The 18,376-nt window shown below is 45.2% G+C and carries 16 protein-coding genes; 4 read left to right on the top strand and 12 right to left on the bottom strand.

The window, feature by feature from the left end:
* Positions 1 to 270: 270 nt before the first annotated feature.
* The 3 genes from rpsI to zapE form a co-directional block, all read right to left on the bottom strand.
* Positions 271 to 663, bottom strand: a complete 393-nt coding sequence (gene rpsI, locus QTO00_RS03710; RefSeq protein ID WP_004415472.1) for a 30S ribosomal protein S9 — start codon at positions 661 to 663, stop codon at positions 271 to 273.
* Positions 664 to 678: 15 nt separating this feature from the next.
* A complete protein-coding gene (rplM, locus tag QTO00_RS03705; protein ID WP_004744972.1) occupies positions 679 to 1,107 on the bottom strand; it encodes a 50S ribosomal protein L13 in 429 nt (142 codons plus the stop codon).
* Positions 1,108 to 1,352: 245 nt separating this feature from the next.
* Entirely contained in the window at positions 1,353 to 2,459 is a 1,107-nt protein-coding gene (zapE, locus tag QTO00_RS03700) for a cell division protein ZapE (RefSeq protein WP_331423038.1), read from the bottom strand.
* A gap of 152 nt (positions 2,460 to 2,611) precedes the next feature.
* On the opposite strand from zapE, the gene zapG reads away from it, so the two are divergent.
* The 3 genes from zapG (at position 2,612) to degS (ending at position 5,754) form a co-directional block, all read left to right on the top strand.
* Entirely contained in the window at positions 2,612 to 3,070 is a 459-nt protein-coding gene (gene zapG, locus QTO00_RS03695; RefSeq protein WP_331423037.1) for a Z-ring associated protein ZapG, read from the top strand.
* 123 nt (positions 3,071 to 3,193) lie between these two features.
* Positions 3,194 to 4,561 (top strand): Do family serine endopeptidase, encoded by a 1,368-nt coding sequence (locus tag QTO00_RS03690; protein ID WP_331423036.1) that lies wholly within the window; start codon positions 3,194 to 3,196, stop codon positions 4,559 to 4,561.
* Positions 4,562 to 4,689: 128 nt separating this feature from the next.
* Positions 4,690 to 5,754 carry an outer membrane-stress sensor serine endopeptidase DegS gene (degS, locus tag QTO00_RS03685; protein WP_331423035.1) on the top strand — a complete coding sequence of 355 codons (1,065 nt, stop codon included), beginning with the start codon at positions 4,690 to 4,692 and terminating at the stop codon, positions 5,752 to 5,754.
* Positions 5,755 to 5,840: 86 nt separating this feature from the next.
* Here degS and parC read toward each other — a convergent pair whose 3' ends face one another.
* The 6 genes from parC to nudF all read right to left on the bottom strand — a co-directional run bounded on the left by parC (position 5,841) and on the right by nudF (position 12,708).
* Entirely contained in the window at positions 5,841 to 8,129 is a 2,289-nt protein-coding gene (gene parC / locus QTO00_RS03680; protein ID WP_331423034.1) for a DNA topoisomerase IV subunit A, read from the bottom strand.
* A gap of 3 nt (positions 8,130 to 8,132) precedes the next feature.
* Positions 8,133 to 10,013 (bottom strand): DNA topoisomerase IV subunit B, encoded by a 1,881-nt coding sequence (gene parE / locus QTO00_RS03675; RefSeq protein ID WP_331423033.1) that lies wholly within the window; start codon positions 10,011 to 10,013, stop codon positions 8,133 to 8,135.
* A gap of 223 nt (positions 10,014 to 10,236) precedes the next feature.
* Positions 10,237 to 10,818, bottom strand: a complete 582-nt coding sequence (gene yqiA, locus QTO00_RS03670) for an esterase YqiA (RefSeq protein ID WP_331423032.1) — start codon at positions 10,816 to 10,818, stop codon at positions 10,237 to 10,239.
* Complete coding sequence (cpdA, locus tag QTO00_RS03665; RefSeq protein WP_331423031.1) at positions 10,819 to 11,640, bottom strand: 3',5'-cyclic-AMP phosphodiesterase; 822 nt, start codon at positions 11,638 to 11,640, stop codon at positions 10,819 to 10,821.
* A 10-nt stretch (positions 11,641 to 11,650) separates the two neighbouring features.
* Complete coding sequence (locus tag QTO00_RS03660; RefSeq protein ID WP_331423030.1) at positions 11,651 to 12,091, bottom strand: DUF1249 family protein; 441 nt, start codon at positions 12,089 to 12,091, stop codon at positions 11,651 to 11,653.
* Positions 12,076 to 12,708, bottom strand: coding sequence for an ADP-ribose diphosphatase (gene nudF / locus QTO00_RS03655; RefSeq protein WP_331423029.1), 633 nt, complete (start codon positions 12,706 to 12,708; stop codon positions 12,076 to 12,078). The genes QTO00_RS03660 and nudF overlap by 16 nt, the downstream gene beginning before the upstream one ends.
* A 229-nt stretch (positions 12,709 to 12,937) precedes the next feature.
* Between nudF and tolC the strand changes: the two genes are divergently transcribed.
* Complete coding sequence (gene tolC / locus QTO00_RS03650) at positions 12,938 to 14,272, top strand: outer membrane channel protein TolC (protein WP_331423028.1); 1,335 nt, start codon at positions 12,938 to 12,940, stop codon at positions 14,270 to 14,272.
* A gap of 79 nt (positions 14,273 to 14,351) precedes the next feature.
* Here the strand turns inward: tolC and QTO00_RS03645 are convergent, their stop codons facing one another.
* From QTO00_RS03645 to QTO00_RS03635, 3 genes are all read right to left on the bottom strand, one after another.
* Positions 14,352 to 14,801, bottom strand: coding sequence for a hypothetical protein (locus QTO00_RS03645; RefSeq protein WP_331423027.1), 450 nt, complete (start codon positions 14,799 to 14,801; stop codon positions 14,352 to 14,354).
* Positions 14,802 to 14,812: 11 nt separating this feature from the next.
* Positions 14,813 to 17,164 carry an aerobic respiration two-component sensor histidine kinase ArcB gene (arcB, locus tag QTO00_RS03640; protein ID WP_331423025.1) on the bottom strand — a complete coding sequence of 784 codons (2,352 nt, stop codon included), beginning with the start codon at positions 17,162 to 17,164 and terminating at the stop codon, positions 14,813 to 14,815.
* Positions 17,165 to 17,284: 120 nt separating this feature from the next.
* A partial coding sequence (locus QTO00_RS03635; protein WP_331423023.1) for a GGDEF domain-containing protein occupies positions 17,285 to 18,376 on the bottom strand: 1,092 nt, incomplete at its 5' end.

Below are 18,376 nucleotides of genomic sequence, written 5' to 3'. Positions count from 1 at the left end.
CTAACAAAATACGAATTTAGTTGTATTTATTTGATGGCAAATGATAAATAAAACCCTACTTTTTGACAAGATAAAGCTACCTTTTTGTAACATTTGTGAAGGGAATCGCCAGTGAGGTCACAAAAGAGGAGGAAGTAACATAAATCAAATGATAAGTGACGCTAGAAAAGGAGTTTTCAGAATTCCAAATACAAAAAAGCCTGGCAAGAGCCAGGCTTTTGGTTCCACGTTCCAATGTAAACATTGGAAGCGAATCTTTTCGAAAAAAGATTAACGCTTAGAGAACTGTGGACGACGACGTGCTTTACGTAGACCAACTTTCTTACGTTCAACGCAACGAGCGTCACGAGTAACGTAACCCGCAGCACGTAGAGTAGGACGTAGAGACTCATCGTATTCCATTAGAGCGCGAGTGATACCGTGACGGATAGCACCTGCTTGACCAGAAATACCACCACCTTTAACAGTAACGTATAGGTCTAGTTTCTCAGTTAGTTCAACTAACTCTAGAGGCTGTTTAACAACCATGCGAGAAGTTGGACGACCGAAGTACTCATCAAGGCTACGCTTGTTGATTACGATGTTGCCGCTGCCTGGTTTAACAAAAACACGTGCAGCTGAGCTTTTGCGACGGCCAGTACCGTAGTATTGATTATCTGCCATTTTCGAAATCCCCGATTAGATGTCTAGTACTTGAGGTTGTTGAGCAACATGGTTGTGCTCAGCGCCAGCGTAAACTTTCAGCTTACGGTACATAGCACGGCCAAGAGGACCACGTGGTAGCATACCTTTAACTGCTAGCTCAAGAGCCATCTCTGGCTTGCGATCAATTAGCTTCTCGAAGCTGATTGATTTTAGGCCGCCAGGGAATTCAGTGTGACGGTAGTAAATCTTACCTTTAGCCTTGTTACCAGTTACAGTAACTTTCTCCGCGTTAACAACGATGATGTAATCACCAGTGTCACAGTGAGGAGTGTATTCAGCTTTGTGTTTGCCACGTAGGCGAGATGCAATTTCACTTGCTAGACGGCCAAGAGTTTTACCTTCAGCGTCTACAACGTACCAGTCGCGTTTTACAGTTTCTGGTTTAGCAACGAAAGTTTTCATGCTAATAATAACCCGTTCAATAATTAAATTTACACTTAAGGAGCTTTCGCTCCCACTGACTAAGAGTCCAGTTAACACCCCTTCGAGTGATTGGCACTCTCGACCCGTTATGTCGAAATACCTTCGATAATAAGGTCTGCAGTAACGGTGGGTCGCAGGATTATAGAGAAGTCAGTTGAAAAAATCACCTTTTTTCGTGTGAAAATTGGTTTTTTTTTCAATTGGACAAAGTTAGCTCGATCCAGCTACGCCAAATGCTCTTTCGCCAAGTAATCATGACTTTGCATTTCAATCAAACGGGACTGACAGCGTTTAAATTCAAATTCAAGCTGCCCTCCACTATAAAGCTCTGCTAAAGGTACTTGTGCAGAGATAATTAATTTGACATTACGCTCATAGAACTCATCCACCAGTGCTATAAATCGTCTTGCTGCATCGTCGATTGCTCTATCCATCTGCTTAACATCGGCCAAAAGCACAGTGTGGTATATTCGCGACATCTCAATATAGTCATTTTGACTACGTGCCGACTGACACAACTGCTCAAAACTGGCATGTAATACATCTTCAGATGCTTGAATCACTTCAATGTCGCGATGATTAATCTCGATACTCTGCACGCCTTTTTTACCTTCCCCCACTAGCTGTTCATAGTAGTGACGGAGGTTCTTGTCAGCCTGCTCATCAAGTGGAGAGTGATAGATTTCCGCTTGCTCTAAGGTACGTAATCGATAGTCGATGCCACTGTCGACGTTTAAGATCAAGCAATTCTCTTGAATAAGTTTAATCGCAGGTAAGAAACGAACACGTTGCAGCCCATTGCGATACAAATCCTCAGGCGTAATATTGGAAGTAGCCACTAAGATAACCCCACGCTTGAACAGCGCTTGGAACAGTGTGCCAAGAATCATCGCATCAGTAATGTCAGACACAAAAAACTCATCGAAACAGATTATTTCAGCTTCAGATTTAAACTTATCCGCCACCAACTCAAGTGGGTCATTCACATCTCCAAGTGCATTCAGTTCATCATGCACACGGTACATAAAGCGGTGAAAATGGACGCGCATCTTTTTGTCCGATGGTAAAGCGTCAAAAAAGGTATCAACCAGATAGGTTTTACCGCGTCCCACGCCTCCCCAAAAATAGAGCCCTTTTGGCGCTTGGGGTGGTTCTGGCTGTTTCTTACCAAACCAAGTTTTCCACCCCGTTGGCTTTTCAACTGGTGTATTTAAATATTCAATGAACTGGTGGTAGAGAGTGTCGAGTGCAGTCACGGCTTTAAGCTGGGCTGCATCTTTTTGAAAACCATGTTGTTTTATATCGTTATTGTAGATTTCTAGTGGCGTCATAGCTTGCGTACCTGCTCTGGAAGACTGTCAAACTGCTATGTAGAGCACATGCATTTTTCTTTATCGGCTTAAGTTCTCATAGTACCATGTGTTTTGAACATGTGTAATCAATCAGTAAAAAACATGTTAAATAACAACGATAAGGAGCAATTATGCCGTGGATTTATGCCCTTGTAGGCTTGCTTATTGGAATGGTTTTGGGTGCCCTAGTCTGCCGATTAACGACACCAGGATACAAAAAGCAGAAGAATATTCAAAAAGATCTCGACAGCGCTAAGTTTGAATTAGAACAGCAAAAACAAGATCTTACTGATCATTTTGCACAAACAGCGGAAATGTTGGATTCAGTTGGGAAAGAGTACACTAAGCTATATCAACATATGGCTAAGACCTCTTCAGAGCTCTTGCCTAACATACCAGAGCAAGATAACCCATTCGTAGCAAAAGTGGTTCAACAGTCTGAAGAAGCACCGTTGGACACCCCTAAAAACCATACGCAAGCTCTAAACGAAGCTCCGAAAGATTACGCGTCAGGAGCGACCGGTCTACTCAAAGAACAGAAGAAAGAGATCCTCGACTCGCAAGATGTAGTGTCTGCTAAAGCGTCATAATCGAAATCTATCTTTGATGAACTTTGCAAAGGTTTTTGAGTCATAACTCCTACAAGTGACCCTTGAAATCTGATTTTTCGTACAAATCTCAGAGTAAGGTCCTTAATCTACTAGGAGTAACCGATGAAAAAACCTTTGCTTGCATTAACCGTATTATCTCTAAGCCTAAGTTCAATCATCATACCGATGCAGGCTACTGCTGCACTTCCTTTTGCGGTTGATGGCGAACAATTACCCAGCCTAGCTCCAATGCTTGAGAAAGTGACCCCTGCCGTAGTCAGTATCTCAGTTGAAGGCACACAAGTATCCAGACAGCAAATTCCAGATCAGTTCCGCTTCTTTTTTGGACCAGACTTCCCAACCGAGCAATTACAAGAAAGACCATTTAGAGGGCTTGGTTCCGGCGTCATCATTGACGCAAAGAAAGGCCATGTCGTCACCAATTACCACGTCATCAACGGCGCTGAAAAAATCCGCGTTAAGCTACGTGACGGTCGAGAATATGATGCGGAATTGGTCGGTGGCGACCAAATGTCAGATGTCGCCCTTCTCAAGCTGGAAGAAGCCAAAAATCTTACCCAAATCAAAATTGCTGACTCTGACAAACTTCGTGTCGGCGATTTCACCGTGGCAATTGGTAACCCGTTTGGTCTAGGGCAAACCGTAACGTCAGGTATTGTTTCTGCTTTAGGACGTAGTGGTTTGAACATCGAAAACTTCGAGAATTTTATCCAAACCGATGCGGCGATAAACAGCGGTAACTCCGGTGGTGCTCTAGTTAATCTTAATGGTGAGCTTATTGGTATCAACACTGCAATCTTAGGTCCGAATGGTGGCAACGTGGGCATTGGTTTTGCAATTCCATCCAACATGATGACCAACCTAACCACTCAAATCCTTGAGTTCGGTGAAGTAAAACGTGGGATGTTAGGTGTTCAAGGTGGCGAGATTACCTCTGAACTCGCTGAAGCATTAGGTTATGAATCGAGTAAAGGGGCATTTGTCAGCCAGGTGGTTCCGGACAGTGCAGCAGATAAAGCTGGCCTAGAGGCTGGAGACGTGATCGTTTCAGTTAACGGCAAAGCAATCAACTCGTTCAGTGAATTGCGGGCCAAAGTCGCAACCTTTGGTGCGGGTAAAGAGGTTGAACTCGGCATCGTACGTGACGGTAAAAAGCGCTCATTTGATGTCACCCTTGGCGAGCAAACAGACGTTAAAACCACGGCAGATAAGTTACACGAAGGCTTAGCCGGCGCTGAACTCACCAACACTAACTCGAGCGATAAGGTTCAAGGGGTGAAAGTCACCTCTGTAGAGAAAGGCTCAAGCGCAGAAGCCTATCAGCTACAGAAAGATGACATCATCATTGGAGTCAATCGCCAACGAGTGAAGAATCTTGCTGAGTTTAGAAAAATCGTCGAGAAGCAGCCAAGCGTACTCGCTCTTAATATTCAGCGCGGCGAACTCACGATTTACCTCGTCATTCGCTAGAATCTAACTCAACAAAACGCGATATCGCTTTGAAAGGACAGCGGGATTTCCCTCTGTCCTTTTATTATTTTCTCATCTAGTGCTATTCTTCACCAACTTATTTCATTTTCGACCATTATGAGGGAAGCATGCTGCAATTTATGTTGCGTTCTATTGGCTTAGGCTTAGCAACTGCTGCTCTACTATTAATCGCTGTACCGTCTCTTCGATCTAATATCGTCCCTCAGGTAATTAAGTTAGAGACGTCAGATTCATTCGAGTCTCCAGTGTCCTTCAATAATGCTGTACGTAAGGCAGCGCCTGCAGTTGTGAATATCTACAGCCGAAAGTACCTCGAAAATGATCGTTCTAAGCTCCTGACCCAAGGGTTGGGCTCGGGGGTTATCGTCAGTGAGAAAGGCTACATCATCACCAACTATCATGTGGTCGCCCAAGCAGATCAGATCATTGTTGCCCTGCAAGATGGTCGAGTTGCCGCGGCGCAATTGGTCGGTAAAGATCGCCGAACAGATATCGCTATTCTTAGTGTTGAAGGAGATAACTTACCTGTAATCCCTCTTAACCCCGACTACGCACCTAAGGTCGGCGATATTGTCCTGGCGATAGGTAACCCATATAACCTTGGACAAACCACTACATTCGGTATTATCTCAGCGACAGGTCGCTCTTCGATCAGCGCCGATGGCCACCAAGCCTTTATTCAGACCGACGCGGCTATCAATGAAGGTAACTCAGGCGGTGCACTGGTCAATACTCGCGGCGAACTTGTAGGCATCAACACTGCTTCATTCCAGCAAGCGACCGAGCTAGAGACTTACGGTATCTCTTTTGCTATTCCCTACTCGCTGGCCAATAAGATCATGCAGAAAATCATTGCTGATGGTCGCGTAATCCGGGGCTATATCGGTATCGATGGCCAAGACATTAATTCTGTGACATCTCGGCTACTGGGGAATGAGCACCTTGGTGGCATCGTCGTATTGGGTATTGATCCCAACGGACCAGCAGCGAATGCCGGCTTTGAAACCCAAGATATTATTCTCAAGATTGATGGACAAAAAATTAATGGCCGCCAAAGCGTGATGGATATTGTTACTGAACTTAGGCCGGGAACAACTGTTGATGTATTGGTCCTACGTAAAGGGAAAGAAGAAATACTTCAGGTAACAATCGAAGAAGACACTCGCGAATAACACGTACTAGAAAGTTCACAATAAATAAAAACCCATGCCTGTGCATGGGTTTTTGTTATGTATAGCGCTATAACATCTAAATAGGATTATTCAGAGGCTTCACTTTCTAGCTCATGCTCTGGTGAGGTACCTGACTCAACTTCAATGCGTGTTACGCGCTGGAGACCTCTAGGCAGCAAACTGCCGCGACGACCACGCTCTCCACGGAAGTTATCTAGATCGGTAGGCTTAAGGCCAAGCTTACGTTTACCCGCATAGAGAGTCACTGAACTTCCTTGAGGCAGAGCAATTAGATGAGAAACCAACTCTTCACGCTCTTTTGCTTTCGCCGCTGGAATGTTGATGATCTTATTACCTTTACCTTTTCCGAGCTGCGGAAGATCCTTAATCGGGAACAGCAACATACGCCCTTGGTTAGTAATCGCTAAGATTTCATCCGCATCTAAATTGCCCACCGTTTGTGGAGAAAGCACTTCAGAATTCTGTGGCAAGGTTACTAGCGCTTTACCGCTGCGGTTTTTCGACAATAGGTCACTGCCTTTACAAACAAAACCGTATCCGGCATCAGAACCCACTAACCAAAGCTGCTCCTCTTCACCCATAACAACATGACGAATACTCGTCCCTGCGCTGATATTCAAGCGACCGGTGATCGGTTCACCTTGACTACGAGCAGACGGCAAAGAGTGCGACTCTAACGAGTAGCTTCGACCATCGCTGCCAAGGAATACCGCTTGCTGGTTACTCTTTCCACGCGCATGAGCAAGGTAAGTATCACCCGACTTATAGTTCAGACCTTCAGCATCAACATCATGGCCTTTAGCATGACGAATCCAGCCCTTCTCAGACAGAACGACAGTAATAGGTTCACTTGGCACAAGATCGCGTTCTGTTAACGCTTTCGCTTCAGCTCGTTCAACCATAGGTGAGCGACGATCATCACCGAACTTCTCAGCGTCCGCTTTGATCTCTTTCTTCAGTAGCGTGTTTAGACGACGCTCAGAGCCTAGTAGCTGTTCTAGCTTCTCACGCTCTTTTTCTAGTTCGTCTTGTTCACCACGAATCTTCATCTCTTCCAACTTCGCTAAGTGGCGAAGTTTGGTATCTAGAATCGCATCCGCTTGAATCTCGGTAATACCAAAGCGCTCCATAAGCACAGCTTTAGGATCGTCTTCAGTACGGATAATCTCAATCACTTCGTCAAGGTTAAGGTAGGCAACCAACAAACCTTCTAAAATGTGCAAACGCGCAAGTACTTTGTCTAAACGGTGTTGTAAGCGACGACGCACTGTCGCACGGCGGAACTCAATCCACTCCGATAGAATCTGTACTAGGCCTTTAACCTGAGGACGGTTATCCAAACCGATCATGTTCAGGTTAACGCGGAAGTTCTTTTCAAGATCAGTCGAAGCAAACAGGTGGTTCATCAGTTGATCGCAATCGACTCGGTTCGAGCGAGGCACAACGACAATACGGGTTGGGTTCTCGTGATCTGACTCATCACGCAAGTCATCAACCATAGGTAGCTTTTTCGCGCGCATTTGGTTGGCGATTTGCTCAAGTAGTTTCGCTCCAGACACTTGATGAGGTAGAGACGTGATAACAATGTCTGTCCCCTCTTTGTGCCACACCGCGCGCATCTTGATGCTACCGCGACCGGTACGATAAATTTTCTCTAAATCTGCTTTCGGGGAGATGATCTCAGCTTCAGTCGGGTAGTCTGGCCCCTTAACAAAGTTCATCACATCGTCTAATTCAGACTTTGGATTGTCGATTAGATGGATGGTTGCTTCGGCAACTTCACGCACGTTATGTGGTGGTATGTCCGTTGCCATACCAACCGCAATACCTGTTACACCGTTAAGTAGAATGTGTGGCAGGCGTGAAGGCAACATTTGTGGCTCTTTCATCGTACCATCAAAGTTAGGCTGCCACTCAACAGTCCCCTGCCCTAGTTCACCTAGCAGAACTTCAGCAAACTTAGACAGTTTAGCTTCGGTATAACGCATTGCCGCGAAGGATTTCGGGTCATCGGGAGCACCCCAGTTACCTTGACCATCAACGAGCGGATAACGGTACGAGAATGGCTGAGCCATCAACACCATGGCTTCGTAACAAGCTAAGTCACCATGTGGGTGGTATTTACCTAACACATCACCAACGGTACGTGCAGATTTTTTATATTTTGCAGCAGCCGAAAGACCAAGCTCCGACATTGCGTAGATGATACGTCGTTGAACCGGTTTTAAACCATCGCCAATGTATGGCAATGCGCGATCCATAATTACGTACATCGAATAGTTTAGATAAGCGTCTTCGGTGAACTTGCGCATTGGCAACTGTTCAACGCCATCGTAAGTAATTTCAGTAGACATCCGTTAAACCTCTGCCATATCGCCGTTGTTTTGTAGCCATGAGCGGCGGTCATCAGCGCGCTTTTTACCAAGCAGCATATCCATCATTTCCATGGTGGCTTGGCTATCATCAATGGTCAGCTGAACCAGACGACGGGTATTTGGATCCATCGTAGTTTCACGCAGCTGAAGTGGGTTCATCTCACCCAGACCTTTGAATCGTTGCACGTTGATCTTCGCTTTCTTCTTAGAAAGACGCTCAAGAATGCCCTCTTTCTCATCATCATCTAGGGCATAGAAAACCTCTTTACCACAGTCAATGCGATAGAGAGGAGGCATAGCAACATAGATATGACCCGCTTCAACCAATGAGCGGAAATGGCGGGTAAACAGAGCACAAAGAAGGGTAGCGATATGCAGACCATCCGAGTCCGCATCGGCAAGGATACAGATCTTACCGTAACGAAGACCTTCTAGATTCTCGCTATCAGGATCAATACCTAGCGCCACTGAAATATCGTGAACTTCTTGAGAGGCAAGAACTTGATCAGGAGACACCTCCCAAGTATTAAGAATCTTACCACGAAGTGGCATTACTGCTTGGAACTCACGGTCGCGAGCTTGCTTAGCAGAACCACCCGCCGAGTCACCCTCTACAAAGAAGATTTCAGTGCGATTTAAATCTTGTACGGAACAGTCAGTTAGCTTACCTGGTAGCGCTGGGCCTGAAGCAACCTTCTTACGTACCACCTTCTTACTTGCCCGCATACGGCGGTGAGCATTGGCGATACAAACTTCCGCTAGCAACTCGGCCAATTGAGGTTTTTCATTTAGCCATAGGCTGAAGGCATCTTTAACCACGCCAGAGACAAAAGCAGCAGTCTGACGCGACGATAGACGCTCTTTAGTTTGACCCGCAAACTGAGGATCTTGCATCTTAACTGATAACACGTATGAACAGCGGTCAAAGACGTCATCACCCGTCAGCTTCACGCCACGAGGAAGCAAGTTGCGGAATTCACAGAACTCACGCATCGCATCAAGCAGACCTTGGCGCAGACCATTAACGTGGGTACCGCCTTGAGCGGTTGGGATCAAGTTAACATAGCTCTCGGTGATCATCTCACCGCCTTCAGGCTGCCAAATTACCGCCCAGTTAGCGGCCTCTGTTTCAGCAGAGAACTCACCAGTAAACGGCTCTTCAGGTAGTACAGTATAGCCTTTTACGCCTTCCGCTAGGTAGTCTTTTAAGCCGTCTTCATACAACCACTTGTAGTCATTACCATTTACTTTATCAGTAAAGGTAATTTCTAGACCTGGGCAAAGCACTGCTTTAGCGCGTAGGTTATTAACTAAGCGGGTGACCGAGAAGTTCGCTGAGTCGAAGTATTTCGCTTCTGGCCAGAAGTGTACGCTAGTACCTTTGTTGCGACGGCCACAAGTGCCTGTCACAGTAAGGTCTGAAACTTTATCACCGTGTTCAAAGGCTATTTCATACACTTGTCCATCACGACGAACCGTGACTTCAACACGCTTAGACAGGGCGTTTACAACCGAGATACCTACCCCGTGCAAACCACCTGAGAACTGATAGTTTTTATTGGAGAACTTACCACCAGCGTGAAGCTTACATAGAATAAGCTCCACCCCAGAAACTTTCTCTTCTGGGTGGATATCTACTGGCATACCACGACCATCATCGATGACTTCGAGTGATTGATCGGCATGCAGAATTACTTGAACCTTTGAAGCATGTCCGGCGAGCGCTTCATCGACACTGTTATCGATGACTTCTTGACCCAAGTGGTTTGGGCGCGCTGTATCCGTATACATCCCTGGTCGGCGACGTACTGGCTCCAAACCATTAAGAACCTCAATGGCCCCAGCATTATATTGTTCAGTCATAATACGGAATATCGTTATAAATAGTAAAAAGGTTACTTGCAGGGTGATGTATAAGGCGTTGACTCACAAAGAGAGCGATGACATGGCAGTCGCGTTTGTGGCAACTATCAAATTGCGTCAAACCCACACAAGTACTGGTGAGACATAGTCTGGAACAGACGGAATTATGTCAAGCGAGATAACTAAGTAACAAGCAAAATTATGACTCTTCCCTCAATGAGGGTTAGAGTTTTAAGAAATCGATGATTTGGCTAGGGTAACGTTCGAAGTCGACAAAGCTATGATCTCCACCCTGTTCAACACTCTGTTTTGCACCAGAAAAATGTGTCACAGCCTGGCGGTAATCAAGCACTTCATCTTCAGTTTGTTGCAACAACCAAAAATCACTTGGTTGACGAATAACTGGTGTATCGAGTGCTTTTAGCTCTTCAATATGCTTCTCTTCAAGCACATAGCGCTCTTTGGTATATGGATTTTCCTGCTCACCCAAATAGTCGATAAGCAACTCATAAGGTTTTATCGCAGGGTTCACTACCACGGCTCTAAAACCAAACTGAGCGTTAAGCCACATCGACATATAGCCACCGAGAGAGCTGCCAACCAAACCAATGTTGTAATCATCTTTGTATTGGTTAACAGTATCGAGTAGCAGTTGGGCCGCTTGCTGCGGGAAGCACGGTAATCGTGGGATCACTAACTTAATATCTGGTCGTTCAGCTCGACAATACTCCTGCATTACATTCGCTTTGTGTGATTGAGGTGAGCTGTTAAAACCATGAATATAAAGCAGTAGTGAAGACTTCATTTAGTAACCCGCAGAATTAAAGTCAGGCTGAAAACTTCCGGTTGGTAAGCGTTTTACCTCAGTGGTAAGTCGGCCGTCGTTATGTAGCTCTAACTCACGCCAACCTGGTGACAGCGTATCAAGCGCAAAGTCATCGCTATTAGGCTTGAACTGCACGCAAGTTGAAGGGGTCGCCATAACTCGCACACCCTGATGCAGAACATTCATATCTTGATGGACATGGCCACACACAACTGCCTTAACGTTACTATGTTTAGCGACTACATCCCAAAAATAATTGGCATCTTTTAGGGTATGTTGATCAAGCCAACGGCTTCCTACCAACAGTGGGTGGTGATGGAGCAGAACCAGTGTGTGTCTATCTGAGTGCTGAGAGAGCTTCTGTTCAAGCAGCTCTAGTTGCTCATCGCTTAAACGACCATGAGGAACACCGACAACTTGTGAATCTAGCAGCACAATTTGCCAATGCTCGCCAAGCAACACGTGATCGACCTGCTTAATCTGCTCTGACGGCAATACCGAAGCCATAGCGGGCTTAAAGTCATGATTACCTGGCAGCCAGAAACATGTTTTTTCTAAAGGGGCGATGCCACCTGCAAACTGACGGTACGATTCTGCCGTATGATCTTGGGAAATATCACCAGTAGAGATAATCGCATCGAACGGCTGATTTTCTTCCACGATCGCAGCAACGACAGCTTTAAAACTGTCTAAAGTGTTTACACTTAACAAACTGCCATCCACTGGCTCAAATAAATGAGTGTCAGTAATCTGAAGTAGCTTAATACTGTCGCTATCTGATGAACTTGACGTTACTTTCAAAACAAAAAACCTAAATATTCAACGGGGTGCGACTAATGCCCTGCTTTAAGCAAAACGAAAGCCAATCACCTAAAAACCGGTTAAGCTGAACCTTTTCATCCTGTTGGAGCATCTTATCATTTGGGTACTCATACCGGGCGTTAACGCGTTTAAGATGGTCACAACTTGAGACCTCTGCCACACGAGCGTCGTGGTAAAGCCTGACAGACATTGTCGGCAATGGAAATACTGGAACGTCATCGCTTTGACAAATATCGACCAAAGTTGTGTACTTTGTGACTTCTACCACTTGAATTTGATACGTTAAGTAAGCAGCTTGGTAACAACGAACATCACCTACACTCGGCTGATTTGGCAACAGAGCGTTAAGCTTGGCGTAATTTGTTTCGTATGTCCGCATCAAATCAGCAAGATCAACATGATACGGTTTCTTTGTTACGACTTGTTCCATTGTTCCTGTAGTCTCTTATGGTTAAGCTCCAGCCACTGTAAGGCTATGATAGAGGCACCATTTTCAAACTTACCCTCTTCTACCCATTGATACGCTTGTTGGCGGGAAATAACGTGAACACGAATATCCTCTCCTTCATAGTCTAAACCATGAACGCCATGCGCTGTACCTGCATCGACCTGACCGACATACACATCGAGCCGTTCTGAACAGCCTCCTGATGATGGATAGTACGACGTCACCTTTTCTAACTCACCGACACTAATGCCGGCCTCTTCCACCGCCTCTCGGCGAACCACATCTTCAGCGTGTTCACCTGAATCTATCATTCCTGCGACAATTTCCATTTGCCACGGACTATGGTGTTCTAGAGCGCCAACACGTATTTGCTCGATAATCACAACCTGATCTGTTGCAGGGTCGTAGGGCAACATTGCAGCGGCATGTCCTCGTTCAAACATTTCGCGCTCAATCGGCTCACTCCATCCTCCTTCAAACAGTTTATGTTTGAAGCAGTACCTAACCATTTTAAAGAAACCATGAAACAGTGTTTCTTTTGAGATTATTACCACATCTTTATTGTTAAACTGCTGTTGTTTATTATCAGCCTGTTGCATTTAGCACCTCTCTGAGTGAATCTTACAGTTTACGCAGACATACGCTTAACTTCCAAGATATGACTCAAATTTTTATGTAATTTTTATAATTTCAGTTAAGTTGATTAATTGTTTTATTGCACAACTGTATAATTAAGTGTAAAACTTCGCAAAGTTTTTGAGTGATTCGCCATCAATGAGTTACACTCTTGGAAATCAAAATATTTCGCATTTGCTAGGAAAGACAACCATGAAGAAACTGCTTCCACTATTTATCAGTGCAGCACTTGGCAGTGTGAGCATCAATGCTTTCGCTGATACCCTGACTGAAATCTACAATCAGGCAAAAGAGAACGACCCACAGCTACTTAGTGCAGCAGCAAAGCGCGATGCCGCTTTCGAGTCAGTGACGTCTAGCCGTTCAGCACTACTACCGCAAATCAATCTTACAGCAGGCTACAACCTGACTCGTGGTGAAACCGATACTGACGCGGGTATCACGAGCAAGAACGATAAGAATGCTCTGACCGCTGGAATTAACTTCTCACAAGAGCTTTATCAACGTTCAAGCTGGGTAACGCTAGAGCAATCAGAAAAACGCGCACGTCAAACGGATGCTTCATACGCCGCCGCTCAACAAGCGCTTATTCTGCGTGTATCAACAGCTTACTTCGATGTGCTACGCGCTCAAGACAACCTAGTATTTGTTCAAGCAGAAAAAGCAGCAGTTGGTCGTCAGCTCGAACAAACCAAACAACGTTTTGAAGTAGGTCTATCTGCAATTACTGACGTTCATGACGCTCAAGCTCAGTACGACTCCGTCTTGGCTGATGAAGTTCTAGCACAAAACAGCCTAGTAAACAGTTATGAAGGTCTTCGCGAAATCACCGGGCAAGCGCACTCTAACCTAGACGTGCTCGATACTGACCGCTTCTCAGCGAGCAAAACTCAAACGGGTATTGATGCGCTGGTTAAAGAGTCTCAAGAAAAGAACTTGAGCCTGCTTTCTGCTCGTATCGCACAAGATATTGCTAAAGATGAAATCTCACTCGCTAGCTCTGGTCACCTACCAAAGCTCACGCTAGATGGTGGCTATAACTACGCTGATATTGACAAGCACCAAAGTAATACAGCAAATGGCACCACCAACGACTTTAACATTGGCGTGAACCTGAATGTGCCACTTTACACAGGTGGGAACACGACCTCTCTGACCAAACAAGCAGAGTTCAACTATGTTGCATCTAGCCAAGACTTAGAAGCAACTTACCGCAGTGTAGTGAAAGATGTTCGCGCATTTAACAATAACATCAATGCTTCAATCGGTGCTCTTCGTGCTTACGAACAGACGGTTGTTTCTGCTCAATCCGCTCTTGAAGCAACAGAAGCAGGTTTTGATGTAGGTACACGTACTATCGTTGACGTTCTAGATTCGACTCGTCGTCTGTACGATGCGAATAAAAACCTGTCAAATGCTCGTTATGACTACATTTTGAGCGTACTGCAACTGCGTCAAGCGGTAGGTACACTAAGCGAACAAGATATTCTGGATATCAACGCTGGTCTTAAAACAGCAAGCAAGTAATTGCTGGTCAAAAGTTAAAAAGCTTGCCTTCGGGCAAGCTTTTTCTTTTTGGTCTCTATCGAAAAGACGTCGCTTAGTATTAGTAAACTGTGTCTATCGTAACGTCTTTCTCTATTAGCCACGAGACTTGGCCGTTGTTATCCAGTTTAAGCGCAACATTAACCGTTTTTTCAGGGTCAATAGGGAATTGCCATGCAAATGCCACTTCCCACTGTTCTGGATTGTGCGTACGCAACTCCACCTGGTCAGCATCAACTTCCCAACTCTCTTCCCCTTGCTGAAGAGTCACACTCTCAACACCAAGTTCAGCCGGGAGAACGCCATCAGATTCAAGGTATAGTGCGCCATGAATCGTATTATCTTGTTCTTGACCTATTGCTGGCATTTTATTTAGCCAAAGGTTGCTTTTTAAGGTCACTTGCGCTTCCGCAACGATGGCGTGATTGCTCTGCTGCCATTCAATAATCGGATCGTTCGCACATCCAGCTAGCAAAGCAGTACCTAAAGACACCAACACAAGCTTGTTCATATGTTTACCCTTTATTTTTGTGATCGCTTTCCAAGCCATTCTCTAAGTATATCAATATCATTTTTGTATTCATTTTTCATCTCTTCAACCCAATCATCAATATTTTCCCACCACGCAGGTAGATCGGGAGACTGAGCTTTCTGAGCAATCTTTTGGATATGTTTCAAGCCGATTGAACCAGCCGCACCCTTAATTTTATGCGCTTCAGAAACAATACCCTCTTGATACTTCGCGGTCATGTTGGAATCGAGAATTTGCAGATAGTCTGGCATCATCTCTTCAAACATAGTGATACTGTCTAAAACAGGCTGAGGCCCAACTATACCGACGTACGATTCAAGCATATCAAGGTCGAGCAAGCGAGAGTAAATTTCCCCTCCTTCGACTACAGGAGCATCTTGAGTCACTTCTACTGGTTTTGGCGTATCTTTCTGCTCACTAAACTTAGCCAATACGTCTTGTACGGCCGTGACAGAAAGTGGCTTGCTGATCGCGTCATCCATCCCCTTTTCAAGGTACTCGCGTTTGTTTTTAAGCACATTGGCCGTCAACGCAACTAAAGGAGGTAAGTCAGAGTAAGTACGTCTAAAGTATTCAGCAACATCAAACCCGGTCATATCAGGGAGTTGAATGTCGAGGAAAACCAGATCGTAGAGTTCAGGGTCAAACATTTCCATCGCTTCGGCACCGTTCATAGCGACAGAGACTTCATGACCCATGCTTTCTAGCAGTGAGCGAGCTACCGTAATATTTAACTCAATATCTTCAACCATAAAAATGTTCAGCTCTTGCGCTGCCCGAACATTTTTAACATGAGGCTCACTACTTTCAGCAAGTGGAACTCGAATCGTCACGGTAAACGTACTCCCAAATCCCTCTTCACTAGAAACGGTAATATCACCATCCATCATGTTAATCAGCTCTTTGGAGACTGCGAGACCAATACCTGTACCTACCGCATGAAGATTGTCTTTGCCCGACTTAACCTGATAGTACATGGCAAAGATTTTTTCGAGCTCCGATTCAGGAATGCCGATACCACTATCTTCGACTTCCATCGTGATATGGGCGTACTTGTCATCTTCCTCTGAGCTCACGGTCATGACAACGCCACCCTCTTTGGTAAACTTCATCGCGTTACTAATTAAGTTCCATAGTACCTGTCGTAGTCGAGTGGCATCGACCTCTATCGCTGTTGGAAGTTCGCTCAAGCGCTCTAGATCAAAGCGCAGACCTTTTTGCGATGCCATCAAAGCAGATAGGCTCTCCATTTCGGCAACAAACTCTTCGAAATTCAGCGGAGATGGGAACAGCTCGAGCTTACGACGATCAAACTTATCCATATCGATAATGTCGTTAAAGATATTCCCTAAGGTGACCGCACTAACATTTATGGTCTGCATATGGTTACGCTGCTCTTCTGAAAGAGGTGTATCAAGCAGCATTCGACTTAAGCCAACAATACCGTTAAGAGGCGTGCGTAATTCGTGGCTAATTATAGAGATAAAGGTTGTCTTATCGCGACTTGCCTTTTCTAAAGATTCTTCATGACGTTTACGTTCAGTAATATCACGGCCGAAACCAACCAAACCTAAGTGACGACCATCTTTGCTATAGAAAGGCACTTTGCGCAGCTCAAAGTAATTTCTGCGTCCATCGGGGTATTCCAGCCACTGTTCGTAAGTCAGCGCTTGGTTGTCTGAAAAGACTTTCTCATCAGTATCGACTATCTGCTCCGCAACTTCCTTGCTGTATACATCCCACGGCGTTAACCCGACCAAATCACTCTCTTTTTTGCCGGTTAGCTCTTCCATAGCTCGGTTACAACCAGAGAACACACCATCAGCGTTACGATAATAAATAAGGTCTGGTGACGCATCAATAAAAGAACGGAGCAGCGCGGTTCTTTCCGCTAACTCAACCTGAGTTTTTTCACGTTGGTAAACCTCATTTTCAAGATCTTTCATCGCCTCTTCACGAGCTTCTTCTGCTTTGATCCGCTCTTCAATTTCTAAATTTAGCTTGGCGATATTCTGCTGTAATTGTTGATTCAACTCCTGGTCTCTAGAGCGCATGTCTTTCAGCTTAGAAACCAACTTTGAAAGCCTTTGACGAGACTCTTCAAGCTGATCGACAACAACCGATAAGAAATAGACCGCCCAAGGAGTGATGAGAAGACCAAAAAATACTGAACGGACGATATCAATGTCATCAACATAACCACTCAGAACTAACGTAATGCCTACTTGCACCACAACCGCAAGCGCAACTAAAGCAAGAGCGAGTAGAATTGAAAACCGGAGAATACCTAGTTTAACCAGTAGGTCGACATAGTATTGAGCGAGGTTTTTTATCGGCTTCATCGAGGTCTCCGCAGAGTAGAATTGGGTAACAGCTATCTAAACAAGGACTTGCAGCGACGGCTACGGCCATACTACCTGTTTTCACCTATCACGGCGAAAAGAATCCCAGCCTCAGCAAGGTTAATTTTCGGATGTGTGATGCACACAGGTTTGATTGCGACCATTGGCTTTGGCTTGGTAAAGCGCACTATCGGCCAAAGCAACGATTGACTCACTATTGTCTAATCTTCTCGGAACAATAGAGACCAGTCCAATACTGACCGTCACATACTTAGACACATCTGATGCGTCATGCGCAATCGCAAGTTTTCGCACCTCGGAATGGATTTTCTCCGCAACAAGATTGGCCCCTTCTAGGGTGGTGTTAGGCAGAATAAAACCGAACTCTTCACCACCATAGCGAGCGACACAGTCACTGGAGCGCGTCAGGACATTTTGGAATGCTTGTGCCACCTTAATCAGCGCCTCATCCCCGCATAGGTGCCCATATCGGTCGTTATAACCTTTAAAGTAATCGATATCAGAAAGCATCACTGTCAAAGGCTGTTGTTCACGAACGTGCAAGTACCATAGTGTTTCGAGTTGCTCGTCAAAGCGACGACGGTTGGATATCTGAGTCAGACCATCAATAAAACTCAACCTTTCCAGCTCTTGATTCGCCTCTTCGAGTTTTTGTTCGACCAAATAGCGCTCAGAGACATCCCGAGCCATCACTAGTACGCCATTAGTTCCTGAAGCGGGATCAGTGAACGGCGACTTAACCACATCATACCAAGTAGATTGACCTTGACTACTGGTGACTAGGTCGATATATCGGAGAGATTTCCCTTCATAAAGTACTTTTTGGTCAGTTTCTGACAGGCGTTCATAGGCTTCATTTGGGATAACATCTTGCAAACGCTTACCAATCAGATCCTCTACATCAGAAATCCCCAAGGCTTCAACAAAAGGCTGGTTGCACGCTTGGTAAACCATATTTTCATTAAAGATCCCGATCGAGTCAGGGCTAGACTCGAGAATGTTTTGCAAAATGGTATCTCGCTGCGCAAGTGCAACTTCGGTATCTTTACGCTTATCCATTTCATCGCGCAAGTTCTTCTGCATATCATGCCAATCGGTAACATCATGGCTAATGGTCAAAGTACCAATTCTCTCGCCATCAGATGACATTAATGTGGTCTGATAGGTTTCAAGTAAACAGCTCTTCCCATC

Source organism: Vibrio sp. M260118, from assembly GCF_036533755.1.
GTDB lineage: Bacteria > Pseudomonadota > Gammaproteobacteria > Enterobacterales > Vibrionaceae > Vibrio.
The sequence above is the reverse complement of the archived record's forward strand: the minus strand, read 5'-3'. Positions and strand labels throughout refer to the sequence as shown.

Excerpts from the sequence above, each read along its gene's own strand:
- rpsI (WP_004415472.1), bottom strand. The coding sequence starts at position 663 with ATGGCAGATAATCAATACTACGGTACTGGCCGTCGCAAAAGCTCAGCT.
- rplM (WP_004744972.1), bottom strand. The coding sequence starts at position 1,107 with ATGAAAACTTTCGTTGCTAAACCAGAAACTGTAAAACGCGACTGGTAC.
- zapE (WP_331423038.1), bottom strand. The coding sequence starts at position 2,459 with ATGACGCCACTAGAAATCTACAATAACGATATAAAACAACATGGTTTT.
- zapG (WP_331423037.1), top strand. The coding sequence starts at position 2,612 with ATGCCGTGGATTTATGCCCTTGTAGGCTTGCTTATTGGAATGGTTTTG.
- QTO00_RS03690 (WP_331423036.1), top strand. The coding sequence starts at position 3,194 with ATGAAAAAACCTTTGCTTGCATTAACCGTATTATCTCTAAGCCTAAGT.
- degS (WP_331423035.1), top strand. The coding sequence starts at position 4,690 with ATGCTGCAATTTATGTTGCGTTCTATTGGCTTAGGCTTAGCAACTGCT.
- parC (WP_331423034.1), bottom strand. The coding sequence starts at position 8,129 with ATGTCTACTGAAATTACTTACGATGGCGTTGAACAGTTGCCAATGCGC.
- parE (WP_331423033.1), bottom strand. The coding sequence starts at position 10,013 with ATGACTGAACAATATAATGCTGGGGCCATTGAGGTTCTTAATGGTTTG.
- yqiA (WP_331423032.1), bottom strand. The coding sequence starts at position 10,818 with ATGAAGTCTTCACTACTGCTTTATATTCATGGTTTTAACAGCTCACCT.
- QTO00_RS03660 (WP_331423030.1), bottom strand. The coding sequence starts at position 12,091 with ATGGAACAAGTCGTAACAAAGAAACCGTATCATGTTGATCTTGCTGAT.
- nudF (WP_331423029.1), bottom strand. The coding sequence starts at position 12,708 with ATGCAACAGGCTGATAATAAACAACAGCAGTTTAACAATAAAGATGTG.
- tolC (WP_331423028.1), top strand. The coding sequence starts at position 12,938 with ATGAAGAAACTGCTTCCACTATTTATCAGTGCAGCACTTGGCAGTGTG.
- QTO00_RS03645 (WP_331423027.1), bottom strand. The coding sequence starts at position 14,801 with ATGAACAAGCTTGTGTTGGTGTCTTTAGGTACTGCTTTGCTAGCTGGA.
- arcB (WP_331423025.1), bottom strand. The coding sequence starts at position 17,164 with ATGAAGCCGATAAAAAACCTCGCTCAATACTATGTCGACCTACTGGTT.